This window comes from Microbispora hainanensis, from assembly GCF_036186745.1.
Lineage (GTDB): Bacteria > Actinomycetota > Actinomycetes > Streptosporangiales > Streptosporangiaceae > Microbispora.
Genome location: NZ_CP108086.1, coordinates 4,453,718 through 4,474,496, shown reverse-complemented (window position 1 = coordinate 4,474,496; position 20,779 = coordinate 4,453,718). Strand labels below are relative to the sequence as shown.

The window sequence follows — 20,779 nt, the reverse complement described above, 5'->3', positions numbered from 1 at the left end:
GGGGGACGGCGGTCCCCCGGACCCCTCGGACGCGTGGGGCTACAGCGTGAGGCCGGTGAGCACCATGACCTTCTCGTAGGTGTAGTCCTCCATGGCCGAGCGCAGCCCCTCGCGGCCCACGCCCGACTCCTTCACCCCGCCGTACGGCATCTGGTCGGCCCGGTAGGAGGGCACGTCGCCGATGATGACGCCGCCGACCTCCAGCTCGCGGTTGGCCCGGAAGGCGACGTCAAGGCTGCGGGTGAAGACCCCGGCCTGCAGGCCGTAGCGGGAGTCGTTGACCGCCGCGAACGCCTCGTCGACCGAGGCGACCCGCTGCACGATCATGACGGGCCCGAAGACCTCCTCGCGGGCCACCTTGGCGTCGGCGGGCACGTCGGCCAGCACGGTGGGGGCGAAGGCCGCGCCCTCCCTGGTCCCGCCGATCAGCAGCCGCGCCCCGGCCGCGACGGCCTCGTTGACCCAGCTCTCGACGCGGATCGCGGCGTCCTCGCTGACGAGCGGGCCGACCTGCGTCTTGTCGTCCGCGGGGTCGCCGGTCACGAGCGCTCCGACAGCGGCGACGAGCTTGCCGGTGAACGCGTCGGCGACCGCGTCCTCCACGATCACCCGCTGCACCGCGATGCAGCTCTGCCCCGCCTGGTAGTTGGAGAACAGCGCCACGCGGCTCGCCGCCCAGTCGAGGTCGGCGTCGGCCAGCACGACCGCGGCGGCGTTGCCGCCGAGTTCGAGCGTGACGTGCTTGCGCGGCACGCTGTCCATGATCGAATAGCCGACCGGGCCGGAGCCGGTGAAGGAGATGACCGGCAGCCGCGGGTCCTCCACCAGCGCGGACGCCCGGTCGTTGGGCACCGGCAGCACGGAGAACATGCCCTCCGGCAGGTCGGTCTCGGCCAGGATCTCGCCGAGGACGAGCGCCGACAGCGGGGTCGCGGGCGCGGGCTTGACCACGATGGGCGCGCCCACGGCGATCGCGGGAGCGACCTTGTGGGCCACCAGGTTGAGCGGGAAGTTGAACGGCGTGATCGCCAGCACCGGGCCGTACGGCACGCGTGAGACGTAGGCGAGCCGCCCCTGCGCGGCGGGCTCGGTGTCGAGCCGCTGCACCTCGCCGCTGAAGCGGCGGGCCTCCTCTGCGCCGAAGCGGAACGTCGAGATCGCGCGGCCCACCTCGCCACGCGCCCAGAAGATCGGCTTGCCGTTCTCCGCGCTGATCAGGCGGGCGATCTCCTCGGCGCGCTCGGTCAGCCGCCGGGCCACGTGGGCCAGCGCCTCTGCGCGTACGTGGATGGGCAGCGCGGCGGCCTGCTTGCGCACGGCGTCGGCGGCGGCCACGGCCTGCTCGACCTGCTCGGGGGTCGGCACCGAGTGGACGCCGACGACCCGGCCGTCGTGAGGATTGGTCACGGGCTGCTCGGCGTCTCCCGTCGCGGGGCGCCCGGCGAGCCAGAAGGGGCGGGGTTCGGAAGTGCGGCCTACGTCCATGTCTTCACGCTATGCCGGCTGGTGTGAGCCGGTCGTTACTCCGGACGGGCCAATCGCCACCCTCCACTGCGCCATCATGGACAACTCCCCGGATGTCACAGATGCGCGGCAATTTCATGATGTTTTCTGTTTCATCGCGGTTTGAAAGGCGAGCAGCATGGTTAAGTCATCATCCGGGTCTGTCGCGGGACCCCCAATATGAGAAGGGCTCGTCGCTGATGGGTACGCCGGCGCCGCTCGGTCTTCAGGGTGCCTACGCACGCGGCCATCGCAGCAACTATGACGAGCTGCGCACCCGTCTTCTCGATGTCGCCAACGACCTGCTCACCAAGGCCGGGCCGGAGAGTCTCACCGTACGCAGGATCGCCGCCGAGGCGGGCTGCTCCACCCAGGTCATCTACACGATGTTCGGCAGCAAGGAGGGCCTGGCCGAGGCGCTCTATCTGGAGGGCTTCGAACGGTTCCGGCGCAGGCTGGAGGCCGTGCCGCACCGCAGCGACCCGCTGGAGCACCTGAGCCTGCTCGGTCCCGCCTACCGGGAGGCGGCGCTGGCCGAGCCCGGTTACTACGGCCTCATGTTCGAGCGGGCCATCCCCGGCTTCGTGCCGAGCGAGCGCGCCCGCACGCTTGCGCGGGCCGCGCTCAACATCGTCGACCGGGTGATCGCCGACTGCATCTCCGCAGGTCACCTCGTGCCCACCCAGCCGAGGAAGATCGCCGACGCGCTGTGGGCCGCGGCCCAGGGCGCGCTCAGCCTGGAACGTGCCGGTCACCTGCCCGACGGCAAGACCTACGAGATCGTCACGGAAGCCGCCATCCGCGCCTTCCGCACGCATCCCCCGGCCTGAGCTGCACTGACAAGCACAGGGGTCAGAGGCACAGCGCGATCCACAGCTCGGCCCGGACCGCGGGGTCGTCCAGATCGCGTCCGAGCAGCTCGCTCACCCGCTTCATCCGATATCGCAGCGTGTGCCGGTGCACGCCCAGGCGCTGGGCCGCGGCGTCCCAGTGGCCGTTGCTGGCCAGGTAGGCGCGCAGCGACTCGACCAGGTCGGCGCGCGAGCCGTACTCGCGGAGCGGCGCGAGGATCGCCGCCGCGAACGACGCGGCGGCGGCGGGATCGAGCAGCGACAGCAGCCCGCGCCCGGCGAGCTCGCTGAAGCGCGCGACCGGCGAGGCCGAGACGAGCGCCCGCCGCGCCTGGTCGAGCGCCCGGTCGAGCGCGGCGGCAAGGGCCTGGTCGGGGACGCGATCGGGGACCCGGTCGGGTGCGCGGTCAGGTGCGCGATCGGAGACACGGCCGGAGACACGATCGAACCCGTCGGCGGCAACGGGACGGGACGCGCCCCGGTCGGCTGATCCGGCCGCGGCAGGCCCCGCGCGGCTGTCCATGCGACTGTCCATGCGACTGTCCGTACGGCTGTCGCCGCGGCTCTCGGAGCGGACGATCTCCACGCCGGGCGCGCTGACCCCGACCCGGCCATGCTGGGCGGCCAGCGCCACGACCTCGTCGGCGTACGAGTCCGGGGCGAGCACGACGAGCAGGCCTTCCCAGGGCGCGGTGAAGATGTCGTCATGCCGGCGGCGGGGGCCCGACACGGCCGCGAAGGCGCCGCGCGGGCCGGGCGCCGCGCCGGGCGGGGCCCCCGTCTGGGCCTGTCTCGGGGCCCCTGCCTGCGCCCCTGCCTGCGCCCCTGTCTGGGCCCCTGTCTGGGCCTGTCTCGGGGCGCCGGTCATGGCCCCCGTCATGGCTTCGGTGAGCGCCTCGGCCAGCGCCTCGGGATCGGAGGTGTCACAGGCGAGGACCGTGACCGGCTCCCCCGGCAGCCGCAGGCCCAGGGCCGCCAGCGTCTCCACGGCGGCCCCCGCCTCGCCGGCCAGCAGCAGCCGGAGCACCGCCGACCGCACCCGCGCCGCCGCCGAGCGCTGCTCCCTGCCCTGTTCCAGCGCCAGCGTCAGCAGCGACCCGGCGGCGTTGACGACCGTGTGCGCGATGGGCGAGAACGGCCGGGACGACCCCACCGCGAAGAACCCCCTGCGGCCCAGCGGCTGGACCACGACGTGCTCCTCCGGGGACGACAGGGCGAGGCTCGCCAGGGACGGCGCGGTCCGCAGCCGGGCGATCTCGGGCTCCAGCCACCGGGCCGTCTCGCCCGCCCAGTCCTCCGCCGTCCGGTCCTGCGCCATCCGGTCCTGCGCCGTCCGGTCCTGCGCCGTCCGGTCCTGCGCCGTCCGGTCCTGCGCCATCCAGTCCTGCGCGGCGCAGCCCCCCGCGGCGCGGTCCCCGGCCGCGCCGCTCCGGCCCGCCGTGCCCGCGTGCCTGTCACCCGGGCCCGCTCTCCCCGGCCCGGCATGGCGGCCGGTCGCGTCGGCGGCGTGCCGTACGGCGCCGGCGGGGTCGAGCAACAGCACCCAGCCGCCGATCTCCCTGGCCAGCCGGTCAACCACGGCCGGCGGCCCCTCGCGCTGGAGGGCGGCACGGGTGAGCCTGCCCTGTGCCGCGAAGGCACGGCTGATCTCCTCGTACTGTTCCCCCGCGAGCAGCTCGCTGACGGCCTTGCCGATCGCGATGAAGGGCGTGTCCCTCGGCACCTCGACCAGCGGCAGCCCGGCGGCCTCGGCCGCCTCGGCGAAGCCGGGCGGCACGGTGTCGTGGCTCAGCCCCACCCCGAACCCCAGCCCGGTGACGCCCCGGGCCACGAGCCGGGAAACGTACGGCACGGCGTCGCCGGCGGACAGCCGCATGCCGGTCGTGAGCACCAGCTCGCCGCCCTCGAGGAACGGCGTGGGGTCCTCCAGCTCGCTCACCGCGACCCAGCGGACCGGGCGGTCGAGACCGTTCCGCCCGGCGAGAACCTCCAGGTGGAGCGGTACGATCGCGGTGATCCGGCGCAGCGTGGGTGCCACTGCTCTTTCCCCCCGAACGGCCGGCTTGTCCGCACCGGCCAAAAGTACGCCTTCATTCTGACATAGCGGCATATCGGCTGGTGGCGACGGCGGCCGTACCGTCGGAGATATGAGCACTGCCACCACGCACGGCGGCCCGCAGCTTCCGCAGGAGCGCCGCCTCGTCACCGAGATCCCCGGTCCGCGGTCGCGCGAGCTGCTCGCGCGCAAGCAGTCCGCCGTGCCTCCGGGCATCGGCACCACGCTGCCCGTCTTCGTGACCCACGCGGGCGGCGGTGTGATCGTCGATGTCGACGGCAACTCGCTGATCGACTTCGGCTCCGGCATCGCCGTCACCAACGTCGGCAACGCCGCCCCCAGGGTCGTCGAGCGCGTGCAGAAGCAGGTCGCCGACTTCACCCACACCTGCTTCATGGTCGCCCCGTACGAGTCGTACGTCGCGGTGTGCGAGAAGCTCAACCAGCTCACGCCCGGCGACCACGAGAAGCGGACGTTCCTGGTCAACAGCGGCGCCGAGGCCGTCGAGAACGCGGTCAAGGTCGCCCGGCACGCCACCGGACGGCAGGCGGTCGTCGTCTTCGACCACGGCTACCACGGCCGCACGCTGCTGACGATGACGCTTACGGCCAAGAGCATGCCGTACAAGCACGGGTTCGGGCCGTTCGCGCCCGAGGTCTACCGGGTGCCGCTCGCCTACCCGTTCCGCTGGCCGACCGGCCCGGACAACTGCGCCGAGGAGGCCGCGGCCCAGGCGATCGACATGATCAACAAGCAGATCGGCGCGGAGAACGTCGCGGCGGTGCTCATCGAGCCGATCGCGGGCGAGGGCGGCTTCATCGAGCCGGCCCGCGGCTTCCTGCCGAAGATCGTCGAGTTCTGCCGCGCCAACGGCATCGTCTTCATCGCCGACGAGGTGCAGACGGGCTTCGCCCGCACCGGCAACATGTTCGCCTGCGAGGACGAGGACATCGTCCCCGACATCATCACCACCGCCAAGGGCATCGCGGGCGGCCTTCCGCTGGCGGCCGTGACCGGCAGGGCCGACCTGCTCGACCACGTGCACAGCGGCGGCCTGGGCGGCACGTACGGCGGCAACCCGCTCGCCTGTGAAGCGGCCCTCGGCGTGCTGGAGACCATCGAGCAGGACAAGCTCGTCGAGCGTGCCCGGCACATCGGCGCGACCATGCTGCCCCGCCTGCGCGCCATCCAGGAGCACAACCCGATCGTCGGCGACGTGCGCGGGCGCGGCGCGATGATCGCGATCGAGCTCGTCGTCCCGGGGACCAAGGAGCCCTACCCGGCCGCCGAGATCGCGCGCAGGTGCCACGAGCAGGGCCTGCTCGTGCTCACCGCCGGCACGTACGGCAACGTGCTGCGCTTCCTGCCTCCGCTGGTGATTCCGGACCACCTGCTGGAGGAGGGCCTCTCCATTCTGGAGAAGGCACTCAACGTAGCGTAGAACGTTTGATAGACACCAAAAGGGGCACCCGGTCTGTTCCGAGGTGTCCCTTTTGTTGTTATACGGCTTGCGTTATGCCTCGATTTAACCATCGCTTGGCCCGACTCGCGCCGATCACGAAGGGTAACCGCGTTATAACGGTTCCGATAGGCGATCGAGGGGGGACTTTGATGGGCTGGAACCCGAACGGCGCCGAGCGGCTCATGCTGACGTTCGACCCTGCCGGCCTCACCACCACGCAGCGCGACGGCGACGCCTGCGTCGTCTGCCACAAGAAGTGGCCCCGCCCCCGCGTCAAGGTCGGCATGCTCCCCGACAACGCCCCCGTCCACGCCTGCGACGACTGTGCCGAGGCCCTGCTGCCCGCCCCCGAGGGCAAGGTGCCGCTGCCCCGCCGCTCCCGGGCGGCCATGTCCTGACCTCAGTTCGCCGGTGGAGGGCCTTGGTCACCTACTCGTCGTGGTCACGGCGATCCTCCAGCAGGCGCGGCAGGATGCCCAGCACGCCGCCCCCTGCAGCGCCGCCGCCGAGCAGCGCGGTGGGCCAGGGGGCACCGGCGGCCAGGGCAAGCGCGCAGGCGATCGCCGCCACCAGGGCGGCACAGACGAGCAGGACCAGCAGGGGCAGAGGAATCATGTCTGTCGCTCCTGAAGCGGGTTCAGGGTGCCGGCGGTGTGGTCGTCGGCCCAGAACTCGATGAGTTCCGAGCTGGACAGCTCGCAGGGCGGCCGGTCGGGCGGGATGCGCCCAGTGGCCAGCACCCAGGTCGACACCAGCAAGATGAGCAACTGCCGCTCATCGCACCGGCCCCGGTCAGGTCGAGGGCCGGGTCGCGCGCCAGCGCAGCGCGGAGATGCGTTCGGGGCGGCACGCAACATGGGCTCGACTTTCACTTGGGGGATTGGACGGGCCCCACCTTGACCCGGCCAGGCTGGGGCCGCCACCGCTTCGGCACTGTCCGGACAACTCCGGATCATCTGGGCGGCACACGATCGCCGCCCGCACGCCACCGCTGATTCACCCCTCCCGAGGGGCGAGCCCGCCCCGCCCAGTTCGAGATCATCCGCTCCCGTCCCGTCTTATCCGGAGCCGTCCGGAATCATCCGGCAACGTTCGGAACCGTCTGGGTCCTGCCGGCGCGACAGGCTCAACAGAATTTCCGGATGAGGTGGGATATGCCAATCATGCGAACATCTGTCCCGCCCTGATGCCACCATGACCATCAGCAAGCGCTTCCGTAATTTGTGGATCTCTCTCCTTGCGGCTGAGGCGATGACCGAAGAAGCTCGCGTCGCGGCGTGCCGCGCCTTCCTCGCGCAGCTGAATACGCTGCACGAACAGGCAGGCTCCCCCACGATGTCCGAATTGGAAAAACTATCGGGCGGTACCGGCAATAACGGACACCAACCCCGACTTCTTACCAGGAGCACCACACACGACATATTGCGCGGAAAGCGGAAGAAGGTTCCCAGCTGGCCATGGGTTGCCTCGTTCGTGACCGCCTGTCACGCCGCAGCCGAGCAGACCGGTCTGCCGACCGAAACGATGGGCACACTGACGGACTGGCACGCCCGCTGGCGCGCCGCCCGGGGCGACCAGCCGGCCGTCGCCCTGGACAGCGAGGCGTCGGAAGAGCCGCTGGCGGAACCGTCGAGGGACCCAATGCCACCCGTGCCTTCGTCGCCGACTCCCGCGCCCGACGACGATCCCCTGCTGCCCGCCGAGGACGCGGGACAGCCGGACGAACACGCCCAGCGCATGCTGCAGGTCTACGGCAGGACGGGGGTGCGGTTGATGAAGGACTGCCCGTTCGACGTCAGGGTCGGAGTGAGCCTGGCGGTGATCGCGTTGCTGCGTGGACACGCCCATGAGGGCGTCCAGCGACTGAGGGAGGCCGCCCAGGCCGGCCACCGCGACGCCCTGGAGCTGCTGTCGCATCCACGCCGGCAGCAGATGGCCGCCGACTACGCCTACCGCTGCGGCCTCGGCTACCAGCGCGCCGACCGAACCGAGGTCGCGATGTTCTTCTACAGGATGGCCGCCGACCCGGGAGGCCATCCCGAAGCCGCCTACCAGCTGGCGCTGATCCATCGGGACAAGGGCGAGGGCTGGTCGGCCGCCTACTGGTTCCGCATCGCGGCCGCGAAGGGCCATCACCTGGCGACCGCTGCCTTCGACGGAATCTCCGAAGAGCTCAGCCATGCCCATCCCGGTGAGAGCTGGATGCTGCCGACTGACATGGTCGATTCGTCCCAGCCGCCGCCTCCATCCCTGACCGGCGACCCACCCGCACCGTTGATCTGACGCCCGGAATCTCTTCTCCGGCACCATTTCTATCGGTAGTGATGAGATCACTTCCCGTGAATGGCGGATTTCGCGTTCGCCGCGGCGGAAGGCCCGGCGCGCTTCCTCAGGTCGCCAGGTCGTCCAGATGAGCGGCCAGCACGGCGCTCGTACGGTCAGGGTGCATCGACTCCGGCCGGGTCAGCATGTGGATGGTCAGACCGTCGATGAGGGCGTGCAGCCGCGCCGCCTCGAACTCGGCGTCCCGATGGGCCGCGAGCTCTCCCTGCTCGGCGAGGGCGCGGACGGCCAGGGCCGTCGCCTCCGCCACTCCGTCGTCCGCGCGGCGCAACCAGGCGACGGCGGCCGGGTCGCCCTGGGCCCGCGCGGCAAGCTGCAGCCAGACCTCCGCCTCCGCGCGCCGCTCCTCGTCCATGGGCAGCAGCTCCTCCAGCAGGCGGCGTACGGCGACGCGCACGGGTCCGTCATAGACCGTGCTCTCGATACGCGCGCGAGCCCGCGCGATGACGTGCTCCATCGCGAAGGCGAGCAGCTCCGCCTGGGTCGAGAAGTAGTGCCGCAGCGCGCTCGGTGACCAGCCGGCCTCGGCCGCGATGCTGCGGACGGTGGCGGCGGCCACGCCGTCCCGGCGCACGACCCGCCACAACGCCTCGGCGATCTCCTCGCGCCGCACCTGGTGGTCCACGATCTTCGGCACAGCTACCTCCCGCCACGCACCCGCGCGCTTTTTATAGCACACTGTGTGATAAAGGTTAGTAGCACGCCGTGCGAAAAAGGAGCCGGGATGCTGTTCGGACTGATCGTCGCCTGCGAGATCGCGTTCTGGGTGCTGCTGGGCGCGGGGCTCGCCGTCCGTTATCTCCTGCGCAAACAGCGGCTCGGCGGCCTGCTGCTGCTCGCCGTCCCCCTGGTCGACCTGGTGCTCCTCGTCGCGAGCATTGTCGACCTCCGCACCGGCGGGCGGGCGGATTTCACGCACGGGCTCGCCGCGGCCTACCTGGGGTTCACCGTCGCCTTCGGCCACGACATGGTGCGATGGGCCGACGTCAGGTTCGCCCACCGCTATGCCGGAGGCCCGCCGCCCGACCGGCGCAAGCGTTACGGCAGGGAGCGGGCCCGAGACGAATGGCGCGCCTGGGGCAAGGGCATGATCGGCTGGGCCGTCGCCTGCGGCCTGCTGCTGGCCGGGGTCGTGGCCGTCGGCGACCTCGAACGCACGGCGGCGCTCCTGGAATGGGCCGGCCGCCTCACGTTCGCCATGGTGGTCTGGCTGGTGTTCTGGCCGCTCGCCTGCACCGTCTTCCCCACCCGCGCGCCGCGGGATGCCCGAGCACCCCATGCCCAAGCACCCCATGCCCAAGCACCCCATGCCCGCGGGTCCCACCCCGACCGGGTGCCGCACGGCACCGGCGAGCCGAAGTGACCGTAGCCCTCGCCGGATCAGGACACCCGGGTCAGGACACCCGAGGGGTCAGGACACGACGCGTGACCAGCGCTCCACCCACTTGTCGTACGCCTTGGGGCGCACCGCGAAGTAGACGCCCCGGAACGCCTGGGCGGTGCCGACACGGTAGTCCGCGCAGATCCGGCGGGCCGCGCCGGTGCACCCCTTGGGGTTGGCGGGGGCGAGCCCCATCCAGGACGAAACCCTGCGCTGCACGTCCGGCGACATCGTGAAGTCGAGCCACTTGTACGCGCACGAGGGGTGCGGGGCCTGGGCCGACACCATCCACGAGTCGGCCCAGCCGGTCACCGGCCGGTCCGTCAGCGCCCTGACCGGCTTGTGCCCGCGCCTGAGCACGTCCAGGTGGTACGGCGTGGCCTGCGCGAGCCATACGGACCCGGTCGCGAAGCCCTGGACGACCTCGACGGGGTCACGCCAGAACGTCCGCTGGTCGTCCCCGTCCGAAGTGAACAGGTCGGCGGCGGCGTCGAGCTGGGCGTCGGTGAGGTCGAACGGGTCCTTGATGCCCTCGCCGACGTCCGTGCCCTGGGCCTTGAGCACCAGCGCGGCGTCGGCCAGCGTCAGCGGACGGTCCCGGAACATCACAGGCCCCTTGTCCGTGAAGAGCGACTCCGGGCCGTCGGGGCTGACCTTGCCGGTGTCATAGAGGATCTCGTTGGTCGACCACACGTACGGCACGCCGTAGACGCGCCCGCCCCGGGTGACAGACGGCAGCGTGCGCAGCCGCTTGGGGATCTCGTCGTAACCGTGCAGCAGACCGGTGTTGAGCGGGGCGGCCTTGCCCTCGTCCATCAGCCGGCCGCCCACCTCGGGCGTCGCGGAGATCACGTCGAACGACTGCGGCGGGAAGTCGCCCGGCCGCTCCTGCGCGCGCGGGTCGTAGTAACGCAGGCTGACCTTGCAGCCCGTCGCCTTCTCGAACGTGCCGACCCACTTGACCTTGGGATCGACGCCGCCCCACTCGGCGTACCCGTCGATCGCGACCACGCTGAGCGTTCCCTCGCCGCGCCCGAGGGACGCGAGCGGGGTGGGCGTGGCGCCGGACGAGCGGGACGACGGGCTGGGTCCCGCCTCGCCCGCGGCGGCCGAGGTGCCCGGCGTGGCCACCTTGGTCGCGGGCGAAGGCCGACCGGCGCAGGCGGCGGCGAGCAGTCCCACGGCCGCGACCGTCATGACCAGGTGTGTACGGCGCACGCACGACCCCCCGTGACAGAAGACGGACGCCCCGAGCCTACTGGCCCCCGGCGGCCCGGGGCGTCGCCTGCGACGTCAGGCGTTGGTCGGGAAGCCCAGGTTCACGCCACCGTGGGAGGGGTCGAGCCACCGCGAGGTGACGACCTTGCCCCGGGTGTAGAAGTGGACCCCCTCGGTGCCGTGCACGTGGGTGTCGCCGAACAACGAGGCCTTCCAGCCGCCGAAGCTGTAGAAGGCCATCGGCACCGGGATCGGCACGTTGACGCCGATCATGCCGACCTCCACCTCGTTCTGGAAGCGCCGGGCCGCGCCGCCGTCGTTGGTGAAGATCGCCGTGCCGTTGCCGTACTCGCCGGTGTTGATCAGCTCAAGGCCCTCCTCGTACGAGCGGACGCGCACGATCGACAGCACCGGGCCGAAGATCTCCTCGCGGTGCACGCGGGAGTTCGGCGGCACGTGGTCGAGGACCGTCGGGCCGAGCCAGAAGCCGTTCCCCCGGCCCCCGCGCACGGGGGTCTCCCGGCCGTCGACCACGAGCTTGGCCCCCTCCTGGACGCCGAGGTCGAGGTAGGACGCCACCTTGTCACGGTGGGCGGCGGTCACGAGCGGGCCCATCTGCGACTCGGGGTCGGTTCCCGGCCCGACCTGGAGGTCCCGCACCCGCGACACGATCTTCTCGACCAGCTCGTCGCCGATCGGGTCGACCGCGAGCACCACGGAGATCGCCATGCACCGTTCCCCCGCCGAGCCGAAGCCCGCCGAGACGGCCGAGTCGGCGACCAGGTCGAGGTCGGCGTCGGGCAGCACGAGCATGTGGTTCTTGGCCCCGCCGAGCGCCTGCACCCGCTTGCCGTGCGCCGTGCCGGTCTCGTAGACGTACCGGGCGATCGGCGTGGAGCCGACGAACGACACGGCCCGCACGGACGGGTGCTCCAGCAGCCGGTCCACCGCCGCCTTGTCGCCCTGGACCACGTTGAACACGCCGTCCGGCAGGCCGGCCCGCTGCCACAGCTCGGCGAGCAGCAGCGACGCGGAGGGGTCGCGCTCGGAGGGCTTGAGCACGAACGTGTTCCCGCAGGCGATCGCCACCGGGAACATCCACATCGGCACCATCGCCGGGAAGTTGAACGGCGTGATGCCCGCCACCACTCCCAGCGGCTGGCGGATCGAGTAGGAGTCGACCCGGGTCGAGACGTTCTCCGAGTAGCCGCCCTTGAGCAGGTGGGGGATGCCGCAGGCGAACTCCACGACCTCAAGGCCGCGGGCCACCTCGCCCAGCGCGTCGGAGTGCACCTTGCCGTGCTCGGCCGTGATCAGCGCGGCAAGGTCGTCGCGGTGCGCGTCGAGCAGCTCGCGGAACCGGAACAGCACCTGGGTGCGCTTGGTGAGCGACGCGTCGCGCCAGCCGGGAAAGGCCCGGGCGGCGGCCTCCACCGCGGCGTCGACCTCCTCGGCCGTGGCCAGCGACACCCGGCCGCTCACCTCGCCGGTCGCCGGGTCGAACACCTCCGCCGTACGGCCCGCGCCCTCGGCGAGCGCGCCGTCGATCCAGTGGTTAACGTGCTTCATCGTTGACGGTCTCCAGAGCGGTGACGAGGATGCCCAGGCCCTCGCGGGCCTCGTCCTCGGTGAGCGTGAGCGGCGGGGCCATGCGCAGCGTGCTGCCGTACAGGCCGCCCTTGCCGGCGAGCAGGCCGAGCTTCTTGGTCTCCTCCATGAAGCGGGCGGCGAGGGCCGGGGCGGGCGCGCCGGTGGCGGGGTCGACCAGCTCGATCGCGAACATCAGGCCCTTGCCCCGCACGTCGCCCACGACGGGCAGCCGCCCGGCGGCCTCGCGCAGCCCGGAGATGATGATCTCGCCGGTGCGCGCGGCGTTGGCCTGCAGGTCGTGGTCGAGCACGTAGTCGAGCGTCGCGTTGGCCGCCGCCATCGAGATCGGGTTGCCGCCGAAGGTGGACAGGCCCACGGCGTGCGGGCCGTCCATGAGGTCGCCGCGCGCGACGATGCCGCCGACCGCGAAGCCGTTGCCGAGCCCCTTGGCGAAGGTCATCATGTCGGGCGTCACGCCGTGGTTCTGGATCCCGAAGAAGGCCGAGCCCGTACGGCCCCAGCCGGTCTGCACCTCGTCGGAGATGAACAGGATGCCCTCCTCGTCGAGGACCTCCTTGTAGGCGGCGAACAGCCCGTCGGGGGCCATCGTGAAGCCGCCGACGCCCTGGATCGGCTCGGCGATCAGCGCGGCGACGTCCTTGGTGACGGCCGTGGCGAGCACGTGGCGCAGGTCGTCGACGCAGGCCGCGATGTAGTCGGCGTCCGACATGCCGCGGAACTGCACGAGGTGGCGGTCGGCGCCGTGCAGGAAGTGCACGTTGAGCGGCGACAGCGAGTTGTTCTTCCACGACCGGTTGGAGGTCACGCTGATCGCGCCGAACGACCTGCCGTGGTAGCTCTGCCGCATGGCGAGCACCTGGTCGGACCCGCGGGCGTAGGTGGCCAGCAGCAGGGCGGTCTCGTTGGCCTCCGTGCCGGAGTTGGTGAAGAAGACCTTGGCGTCCGGGATGCCCGACAGGCGGGCGATCTTCTCGGCCAGCTCGACCTGGCTGCGGATCAGATACAGCGTCGAGGTGTGGACGACGCCGGTGGCGAGCTGGCGCTCGACGGCCTCCCGCACCTCGGGCACGTCATACCCGATCATGTTGGTGAGGATCCCGGCGAAGAAATCCAGATAGCTCTTCCCGTTCGCGTCGACGACGCGGTTGCCCTTGCCTCCGACGATTTCGATGGGCTCGTTGTAATAGAGGGCCATCCAGTTCGGCATGACCGCGCGATGGCGTGCGAGAAGGTCCGACATGCTCCGAGTATCCCGGCTGGCGGGTGACCGCCTCACCCGTCAGCCTGTCTGGGATATCTCGAACTTCACTTACACAGTGGTGGCCTGCGCGGGCTCCTCCGCGGAAGCCGGGTCTGCGGCCTTCCGGCGCAGGACCAGCAGCGCGACCAGAGCCGCCGCGAGCGAGCAGGCCGCGCCCACCCACGAGCCGACGGACATCGCCGACACGAACGCCTCGCGTCCGGCGGCGGCCACGGCCGGGTCGCCCAGGGTCGTCGCGACGCCGATCGACTCGCGCGCCGCCGGCGGCGCCGACTCCGGCATGGCCGCGGTGTACGCGGCGGCGAGCACGCTGCCGAGGACGGCCACGCTCAGCGCCATGCCGACCTGCTGCACCGTGTCGTTGAGCGCGGAGCCGACCCCGGCGCGCTCGGGCGGCACCGCGCCCATCAGCGTCGCGTACGCCGCGGGACCGGCCAGGCCGCCGCCGACTCCCATGACCAGGAGGCCGGCGATCAGCGTGCCGTATCCGCCGGTGAGCGTGGACAGCAGGGCGAACCCGGCGACCATGACGACCAGGCCCGAGGCGATGAGCACCCGGTTGCTCACCTTCCTGCCCAGCGACGCGCCAAGCACGTTGAACACCGCCGCCGCCACCACGTAGGGCAGCAGGGCGAACCCGGCCTTCAACGGGTCGTAGCCCAGGACGAACTGCAGATACTGCGTGATGGCCAGCATGAGCGCGCCCGCGCCGAACGACAGCAGCACGATGGAGAAGCACGCCCCGCTGAACGAGCGGTCCCGGAACAGGCCGAGCGGCAGCATCGAGTGGGGGTTGCGGCGCTCCCACAGCACGAACGCCAGCAGGGCGGCGGCCGAGAGCGCCACCGCGAGGGGGTTGAAGTGCCCGCCGGGCGCGGAGATGACGGCCCAGACCAGCCCGCCCATCCCGGCAGTGGACAGGATCACCCCGAGCGGGTCGGCCCGCCGCGTCTCGCCGTACGTCTCCGGCATGAGCGCGAAGGCCGCGATGATCGCCAGCACCGCGATCGGCACGTTGAGCAGGAAGACCGAGCCCCAGTAGTAGTGCTGGAGCAGGAACCCGCCGACGGTGGGACCGGCGATGACGCCGACCATGGCGACCGAGCTCCACACGGCGATGGCCTTGCGCCGCTCGCTCTCGTCGAACACCGTGATCAGGATCGACAGGGTCGACGGCATCACGCAGGAGCCGCCGACCCCCATCAGCGCGCGGGCCGCGATGAGCTGCCAGGGCTCGGTGACCAGCGTGGCCGCCAGCGACGCGCCACCGAAGAACGCCAGGCCGATCACGAGCATCCGCCGCCTGCCGTACCGGTCGGACAGGCTGCCCGCGGTGAGCAGCAGGCCCGCGAAGACCAGGACGTACGCGTCGATGACCCACTGGACGTCGGACGGCGTGGCGCCGAGGTCGCGCATGAGCGACGGGATCGCGAGGTTGAGGACGGTGTTGTCCACGACCAGGGTCAGCAGGCTCAGACAGAGGACGCCGAGGATCCACCAGCGCCGGGGATGGGACATGAAGGTCTCCTCGAACAGTGTGCGAGTAGTGTCGGACACTGTACGACTCCATCGAACACTGTGCGAGCGAATATTGTGAGGCCGTGTCAGCGAAGCCGTTCTCCTCGGTCTGGACCCGCGAGCGCAAGGGAGGGCGCGAGCAGGGCCTCAGCCGCGACCAGATCGTCCGGGCGGCCGTGGAGCTGCTCGACGCCGAGGGTCTCGACGCACTCAGCATGCGCAGGCTCGGCGCCCGGCTCGGCGCGGGGGCGACCAGCCTCTACTGGCACGTGGCCAACAAGGACGAGCTGATCGAGCTCGTGATGGACGAGGTCTACTCGGGCGTCGTGGTGCCCGAGGAGGCCGACTGGCGGGAGGCGGCGAGCGTCTTCGCCTACGCCATGCGTCAGGCGGTCTTCGACCATCCGTGGAGCGCGAGCCTCATCGGCGTGGTCCCCGGGCTCGGGCCGAACGCGCTCACCGCGGCCGACCGGTTGATGGGCGCCTTCGTCCGCGCGGGGTTCGAGGGCATCGACGTGGACTACGCCATGACGGCCGTCGTGTCGTACACGCTGGGCGCCACGATCCCCGAGGTCGCCTTTCTCAGCTCGCTGAAGGCCACCGGCAAGAGCGTGACGGAGCTGCAGGCCGCGGTGGACCCGCTCCTGACGAAGCTGTCGGCCGACCTGCCCAACCTGCGGGAGCGCTACGGTTCCTACGCGCACCAGGACTTCGACCCGATCGTGGCCCGGCGGCTCGCCTTCGACTACGGGCTGATGGCCCTCCTCGACGGCCTCGGCACGCGCCTGCGCTGAGATCCGGACGCGACCTGCGCCGAGATCAATGTGTCAGCCGGTGGAGGGTCATCCTTACATTGTGATCAGGTAGCCTCTGAGCATGCTCCCCACGGTGGCAGACGTGCTCGCGCTGGACGCGGTCCGGCGTGGCAGCCCCAGGGTGGTGGCGGGCGGCGACCGGCTGGACACCCGGGTCCGATGGGTGCACGTGGGCGAGGTCCACGACATCGCCCATCTGTTACGCGGCGGCGAGCTGGTCCTCACGACCGGGGTGGCGCTGCCGAGCGAGCCCGACAAGCTGGCCGACTATGTCAGCGACCTGGCCGCCGTCGGCGCCTCGGGCCTGATCGTCGAGCTCGGCCGGCGGTTCGTCCGCGAGCTGCCGAGGGCGGTGGTCAAGGCGGCGGAGGAGCACGGGCTGCCGCTGATCACGCTCGCCCGCGAGACGCCCTTCGTCCAGATCACCGAGTCGGTCCACGCGCGCATCATCGACATCCAGCTCCAGGAGCTGCGGGCCTCCGAGCAGTTGCACGAGGTGTTCACCGAGCTGTCGGTCGAGGGCGCCTCTCCGGCCGAGGTGCTCAACCAGGTCGCCCGCTTCTCCGGCCGCCCGGTGCTGCTGGAGAACCTGGCCCACCAGGTGCTGGCGTGCGACGCGGCCGGGGGCGACACCGGTAGCGTGCTGGCCAACTGGGAGGCCAGGTCGCGCGCGGTGATGCCGTCCGAGCGGACCGCGTACGACGCCGCCGCCGGCTGGCTCGTGACCATGGTCGGCGCCCGCGGCCAGGACTGGGGACGGCTCATCCTGCTGTGCGACGGCCGGCCCAGCCCCCGCGACATCGTGCTCGCCGAACGCGCGGCGACCACGCTCGCACTGAGCCGCCTGCTGGAGCGCCACCAGGAGTCCCTGGAACGGCAGGCGCACGGGACCATACTGACCGGCATCCTCACCCACGCGTACGCCGATCCCGACGAGGCCGCCGCCCGCGCCCGCGCCGTCGGGGTCCCGCTCACCGGGCGCAGGCTCGTGAGCGCCGTGATCCGGCTGACCGCGTCCGTCGGCACCGCGCTGGGCGAGCAGGCCAGGCTGGGCGAGCTCGCCGAGGCCGGCGCCGCCGCCTGCCGCGAGGCCAAGCTGCCCGCCCTGGTCGGGGCGCTGGACCAGAGCCGCGTCGGAGTGCTGCTGCCGCTGCCGCCCCGCATGGCCGCCGAGGCCGCGCTCGGCGCGCTGGCCGAGCGCCTGCGGGCGAACTTCGCCACGCCGTTCGTGCTGGCGGCCGGCTCGGTCGTGGAGTCGATCAAGGACGTACGGCGCGGCTTCCTGGAGGCCGAGCAGGTGGCGGAGGTCGCGGTGCGCCAGCCCGACGGGCGGCCGTTCTACCGCCTGCCCGACCTGCGGCTGCGCGGCCTGCTCCACCTGCTGCGCGACGACGCCCGGCTGCAGACCTTCGCCGAGCGCGAGCTGGGGGCCCTGCTGGCCCACGACGCCCAGCGGCACGGCGACCTGACCAGGATCCTGCGCATCTATCTCGACTCCGGGCGCAACAAGGCGGTGGCCGCGCAGAAGGCCCACCTGTCCCGGCCCGCGTTCTACGACCGGCTGCGGCGGCTGGAACGGGTCCTCGACACCGACCTCGACGACGTCGAGTCGTGCCTGTCGCTGCACGTCGCGCTGCTCGCCCTGGAGACCTTCCGCCGCGAGGCCACCTGATCGCGAACCCGGGACCGTCGTCGAGAGTATGGGAGTGTCGTTGCGAGCACGGGATTTCGGCATCGTCGTGGGCACCGGAACACCTGGCGGGCACAACGCCATCACCGACGTTCCGGGCGTGAAGGTCGGGCACACCACGCTGATCAGCGGGAGCGGCCCACGGGTGGTCGGCGAGGGCCCGGTGCGCACCGGCGTCACCGTGATCGTCCCGCACGACGGCTCGGCCTTCGACGAGCCTGTCTACGCGGGGCTGCACTGGCTCAACGGCAACGGCGAGATCACCGGGATGGCGTTCCTCCAGGAGTTCGGGCTGCTCGCCTCGCCGATCGGGCTGACGAACACGGGCTCGGTGGGCGTGGTCCGCGACGCGCTCGTCGAGATCGAGGTCGGCTCGCTCGGCAAGGGCCGGCAGGCGTGGTCGCTGCCCGTCGTCGGCGAGACCTGGGACGGCATGCTCAACGACATCGACGGACAGCATGTGAAGGCCGCCCACGTCCGGGAGGCGTACGAGAAGGCGGCGGGCGGGCCCGTCGCCGAAGGCGCGGTCGGCGGCGGCACCGGGATGATCTGCCACGGCTTCAAGGGCGGCATCGGCACGGCCTCCCGCGTCGTGGACGGCTACACGGTGGGCGTGCTCGTCCAGGCCAACCACGGACGGCGGGACCGGCTGACGGTCAACGGCGTCCACGTGGGCAGGAGCCTCCCGGCCTCGGCGCTGCGCCACGAGGAGGCGGGGTCGATCATCGGGATCGTCGCCACCGACGCGCCTCTGCTGCCGCACCAGTGCCGGAGGGTGGCGCAGCGCGCGGGGCTCGGTGTGGCGCGTACGGGCGGCGCCGGGGAGAACTCCAGCGGCGACGGGTTCCTGTGCTTCTCGACCGGCAACCGCAACCTGCCGGCCAGCGCCCTCGACGCGGCCCCTCCGCGCACGTTCCAGGTCACGGTGCTCGCGGACGACTACCTCGATCCGCTCTTCTACGCGGTCATCGAGGCGACCGAGGAGGCCATCGTCAACGCGCTCGTCGCGTCCGAGACGATGACGGGGGCAGACGATTTGACCGTTACAGGGCTCGATGGGCGACTCCTCGCGGAGTTGGTGACACCCGGAACGTAGGTATGTCGTCCCGGGTGTAAGTCCTATCGCACCTGACTACTCTTCGTATACTCGCGCTCACTGGGTGAATCATGCTTACCTCGAAACGTGCCGACGATAAGCGAACCCAAGATCAGCCCGACGGTCGTCGTGCGGGCCCTGTCCGCGCGATTCCCCAAATGGACCATCTGGTGGGGCGAGGCCACCGCGCACTACTGGGGCATGTCCCGGAGGCGTGACGGGCTGCTCGTCCACATCGAAGCCCGGTCCGCACAGGAGTTCGTCCAGCGCGCCCGGGAGATCGATTCCGATCCTCCCTGACGTTTTATGGGCTTATGCCCCTAATGTCCGGCTGTTGTTGGGAAATTCATGCGCTTCGCCGCGTTTCGGTCGTCTCCGGTGGAAATTGTCGCCACGATGGTCCCGCAAGGATCACCGATGGGGAGTAATCGCATGAGACGCCGCCTTGTCGTCGGGGCCGCCCTGCTGGCCCTGACGACGACCATCCCTTCGGCCCCGGCCGCCGCCGAGCCCGTCGCCGGGCTGCCGACGACGAGCTTCCCGCTCGGCGAGCCCGGGATCCCGAAGTCGGCGGCCAAGAGCCTGGCCCCCGGAGTCAGCTACTTCACGCTCCGCCACGGCACGCCGCAGGACGGATACACGGTCAGCGTCGTCGTCAAAGGCAAGGACTTCATGTCGGAGGCCAACGCGCAGGCCCAGGCGACAGCCGTACAGATGGCCGGACTCGAGCCCGTCATCGTGAAGTTCACCCGGCCCGCCGTCGCCGACCACCCCGCCGGCGACTACTTCATGGTGCGGGTGGGCAGCTGGCCGCTCGACCAGAAGGCCGAGGCCGCCGCGGTCGTCAAACAGCTCAAGGACGCCGGGGTGAGCGCGAAGGTCGACTTCCAGGGCGACGACGGCTTCGTCACCACCGGCCCCTGGAGCGTGCGGGTCATCGTCGTCGACCCGCGCGCCTTCCGCGGCTCGTACCAGGCGTCCCTGGGCACGAGCGTCGCCAAGCGGGAGAAGGTCTCGGCCATGGCCTCCGCCGCCAAGGCCCTCGCCGCCGTGAACGGCGGCTTCTTCGACATCCACACGCTGCCCGCCTTCCGCGGCGACCCCACGGGCATCTCCGTCGTCGGCGGCAAGCTGCTCAGCGAGGCCGTGGCCGGCCGCGTGGGCCTGGTCCTCCGGGGCCGTACGGCCCGCGTCACCGAGTTGTCGTCCTCGGTCGCCGCGCGGGCGGCCGACGGAGCCACGGCCGAGGTGACCGGCCTCAACCGGGTGCCGAAGCCGGACGAGCTGGTCATGTACACCGAGGAGCTCGGACGGGACACCCCGAAGGACGACGGGATCGAGGTGGTCCTCGACGCCTCCGGCAGGGTGACCGCCGTCCGCGCGTCCGGTGGTCCCGTGACACCCGGCACCCGTGTGCTGCACGGCGTCGGGGCCGCCGCCGGCTGGCTGTCGCAGCACGCGGGCGAAGGCACGGCCGTCACGGTCACGACCCGGGTCACCGACCTGCGGACGAACAAGGCCATCCCGCTGACCCCGGAGACCAACATCATCGGCGGCGCGATCGGCCTGGTCAGGAACGGCAGGACCTCCATCACCGCGGCGCGGGACGGCATGGCCAACACCAACATGATCCTGCGGCGCCACCCCCGTACGCTCGCGGGCGTCACCCGCGACGGCAAGCTCCTCGTCGCGGTCGTCGACGGCCGCGCGCCGGGCAGCACGATCGGCGCCTCGTTCTTCGAGGCGGCCGAGCTCATGCGCTGGCTCGGCGCGCGCGACGCGATCAACCTGGACGGCGGCGGATCGACCACCATGGTCATCGGCAAGAAGGTGGTCAACCGTCCGTCCGACGGCGCCGAGCGGGCGGTCGGCGACGCCCTGCTGATCGTCGGCGCGCGCTGAGCCTGTTTTCGGGCCGCTTACGCGGCCTGCACGCGGGGCTGTTTCCGGGCCTGCTTACGCGGCCTGCTCGCG

19 protein-coding genes are annotated in these 20,779 nt (G+C 71.4%); 10 read left to right on the top strand and 9 right to left on the bottom strand.

What is annotated here, in order from left to right; translation table 11 throughout:
* Nucleotides 1-39: 39 nt before the first annotated feature.
* The gene (locus OHB01_RS20965) at nucleotides 40-1,485 is read right to left on the bottom strand and encodes an aldehyde dehydrogenase family protein (protein ID WP_142651921.1); all 1,446 of its coding nucleotides are present in this window, start codon (nucleotides 1,483-1,485) and stop codon (nucleotides 40-42) included.
* Nucleotides 1,486-1,703: 218 nt separating this feature from the next.
* Here OHB01_RS20965 and OHB01_RS20960 point away from each other — a divergent pair, with 218 nt between their 5' ends.
* Nucleotides 1,704-2,333: a TetR/AcrR family transcriptional regulator gene (locus tag OHB01_RS20960; RefSeq protein ID WP_328853861.1), complete on the top strand. Its 630-nt coding sequence runs from the start codon at nucleotides 1,704-1,706 to the stop codon at nucleotides 2,331-2,333.
* A gap of 22 nt (nucleotides 2,334-2,355) precedes the next feature.
* On the opposite strand, the gene OHB01_RS20955 is transcribed toward OHB01_RS20960, so the two are convergent.
* Nucleotides 2,356-4,392, bottom strand: a complete 2,037-nt coding sequence (locus tag OHB01_RS20955) for a PucR family transcriptional regulator (protein ID WP_419197544.1) — start codon at nucleotides 4,390-4,392, stop codon at nucleotides 2,356-2,358.
* A 109-nt stretch (nucleotides 4,393-4,501) separates the two neighbouring features.
* Between OHB01_RS20955 and gabT the strand changes: the two genes are divergently transcribed.
* The gene (gabT, locus tag OHB01_RS20950) at nucleotides 4,502-5,851 is read left to right on the top strand and encodes a 4-aminobutyrate--2-oxoglutarate transaminase (protein WP_142651922.1); all 1,350 of its coding nucleotides are present in this window, start codon (nucleotides 4,502-4,504) and stop codon (nucleotides 5,849-5,851) included.
* Between the two features lie 170 nt (nucleotides 5,852-6,021).
* Nucleotides 6,022-6,270 carry a hypothetical protein gene (locus OHB01_RS20945; protein ID WP_139576006.1) on the top strand — a complete coding sequence of 83 codons (249 nt, stop codon included), beginning with the start codon at nucleotides 6,022-6,024 and terminating at the stop codon, nucleotides 6,268-6,270.
* 31 nt (nucleotides 6,271-6,301) lie between these two features.
* Here OHB01_RS20945 and OHB01_RS20940 read toward each other — a convergent pair whose 3' ends face one another.
* Together OHB01_RS20940 and OHB01_RS20935 are read right to left on the bottom strand one after the other, a co-directional pair.
* Nucleotides 6,302-6,487, bottom strand: a complete 186-nt coding sequence (locus tag OHB01_RS20940; protein WP_142651923.1) for a hypothetical protein — start codon at nucleotides 6,485-6,487, stop codon at nucleotides 6,302-6,304.
* Nucleotides 6,484-6,639, bottom strand: coding sequence for a hypothetical protein (locus OHB01_RS20935; RefSeq protein ID WP_168066557.1), 156 nt, complete (start codon nucleotides 6,637-6,639; stop codon nucleotides 6,484-6,486). Before OHB01_RS20935 ends, OHB01_RS20940 begins: the two co-directional genes overlap by 4 nt.
* 427 nt (nucleotides 6,640-7,066) lie before the next feature.
* Between OHB01_RS20935 and OHB01_RS20930 the strand changes: the two genes are divergently transcribed.
* Nucleotides 7,067-8,155 (top strand): sel1 repeat family protein, encoded by a 1,089-nt coding sequence (locus OHB01_RS20930; RefSeq protein WP_147944962.1) that lies wholly within the window; start codon nucleotides 7,067-7,069, stop codon nucleotides 8,153-8,155.
* Nucleotides 8,156-8,261: 106 nt separating this feature from the next.
* On the opposite strand, the gene OHB01_RS20925 is transcribed toward OHB01_RS20930, so the two are convergent.
* Nucleotides 8,262-8,852: a TetR/AcrR family transcriptional regulator gene (locus OHB01_RS20925; protein WP_142651925.1), complete on the bottom strand. Its 591-nt coding sequence runs from the start codon at nucleotides 8,850-8,852 to the stop codon at nucleotides 8,262-8,264.
* A gap of 87 nt (nucleotides 8,853-8,939) precedes the next feature.
* Here OHB01_RS20925 and OHB01_RS20920 point away from each other — a divergent pair, with 87 nt between their 5' ends.
* Complete coding sequence (locus OHB01_RS20920; protein ID WP_205831159.1) at nucleotides 8,940-9,578, top strand: hypothetical protein; 639 nt, start codon at nucleotides 8,940-8,942, stop codon at nucleotides 9,576-9,578.
* A gap of 48 nt (nucleotides 9,579-9,626) precedes the next feature.
* On the opposite strand, the gene OHB01_RS20915 is transcribed toward OHB01_RS20920, so the two are convergent.
* The 4 genes from OHB01_RS20915 to OHB01_RS20900 all read right to left on the bottom strand — a co-directional run bounded on the left by OHB01_RS20915 (nucleotide 9,627) and on the right by OHB01_RS20900 (nucleotide 15,243).
* Nucleotides 9,627-10,793, bottom strand: a complete 1,167-nt coding sequence (locus OHB01_RS20915) for an extracellular solute-binding protein (protein ID WP_147944960.1) — start codon at nucleotides 10,791-10,793, stop codon at nucleotides 9,627-9,629.
* 96 nt (nucleotides 10,794-10,889) lie between these two features.
* Complete coding sequence (locus tag OHB01_RS20910) at nucleotides 10,890-12,383, bottom strand: CoA-acylating methylmalonate-semialdehyde dehydrogenase (RefSeq protein WP_142651927.1); 1,494 nt, start codon at nucleotides 12,381-12,383, stop codon at nucleotides 10,890-10,892.
* A complete protein-coding gene (locus tag OHB01_RS20905) occupies nucleotides 12,370-13,665 on the bottom strand; it encodes an aspartate aminotransferase family protein (protein WP_142651928.1) in 1,296 nt (431 codons plus the stop codon). Before OHB01_RS20905 ends, OHB01_RS20910 begins: the two co-directional genes overlap by 14 nt.
* Before the next feature lie 69 nt (nucleotides 13,666-13,734).
* Nucleotides 13,735-15,243, bottom strand: a complete 1,509-nt coding sequence (locus OHB01_RS20900; RefSeq protein ID WP_328853860.1) for an MFS transporter — start codon at nucleotides 15,241-15,243, stop codon at nucleotides 13,735-13,737.
* A gap of 44 nt (nucleotides 15,244-15,287) precedes the next feature.
* Here OHB01_RS20900 and OHB01_RS20895 point away from each other — a divergent pair, with 44 nt between their 5' ends.
* The 5 genes from OHB01_RS20895 (at nucleotide 15,288) to OHB01_RS20875 (ending at nucleotide 20,707) form a co-directional block, all read left to right on the top strand.
* Entirely contained in the window at nucleotides 15,288-15,998 is a 711-nt protein-coding gene (locus OHB01_RS20895; protein ID WP_142651930.1) for a TetR/AcrR family transcriptional regulator C-terminal domain-containing protein, read from the top strand.
* 82 nt (nucleotides 15,999-16,080) lie between these two features.
* Nucleotides 16,081-17,691, top strand: coding sequence for a PucR family transcriptional regulator (locus OHB01_RS20890; protein ID WP_142651931.1), 1,611 nt, complete (start codon nucleotides 16,081-16,083; stop codon nucleotides 17,689-17,691).
* Between the two features lie 40 nt (nucleotides 17,692-17,731).
* Nucleotides 17,732-18,805 (top strand): P1 family peptidase, encoded by a 1,074-nt coding sequence (locus OHB01_RS20885; RefSeq protein WP_222709703.1) that lies wholly within the window; start codon nucleotides 17,732-17,734, stop codon nucleotides 18,803-18,805.
* Nucleotides 18,806-18,892: 87 nt separating this feature from the next.
* Complete coding sequence (locus OHB01_RS20880; RefSeq protein ID WP_142651933.1) at nucleotides 18,893-19,105, top strand: hypothetical protein; 213 nt, start codon at nucleotides 18,893-18,895, stop codon at nucleotides 19,103-19,105.
* Between the two features lie 132 nt (nucleotides 19,106-19,237).
* On the top strand, nucleotides 19,238-20,707 hold the full coding sequence (locus OHB01_RS20875) for a phosphodiester glycosidase family protein (RefSeq protein ID WP_142651934.1): 1,470 nt from the start codon (nucleotides 19,238-19,240) through the stop codon (nucleotides 20,705-20,707).
* Nucleotides 20,708-20,779: the final 72 nt, after the last annotated feature.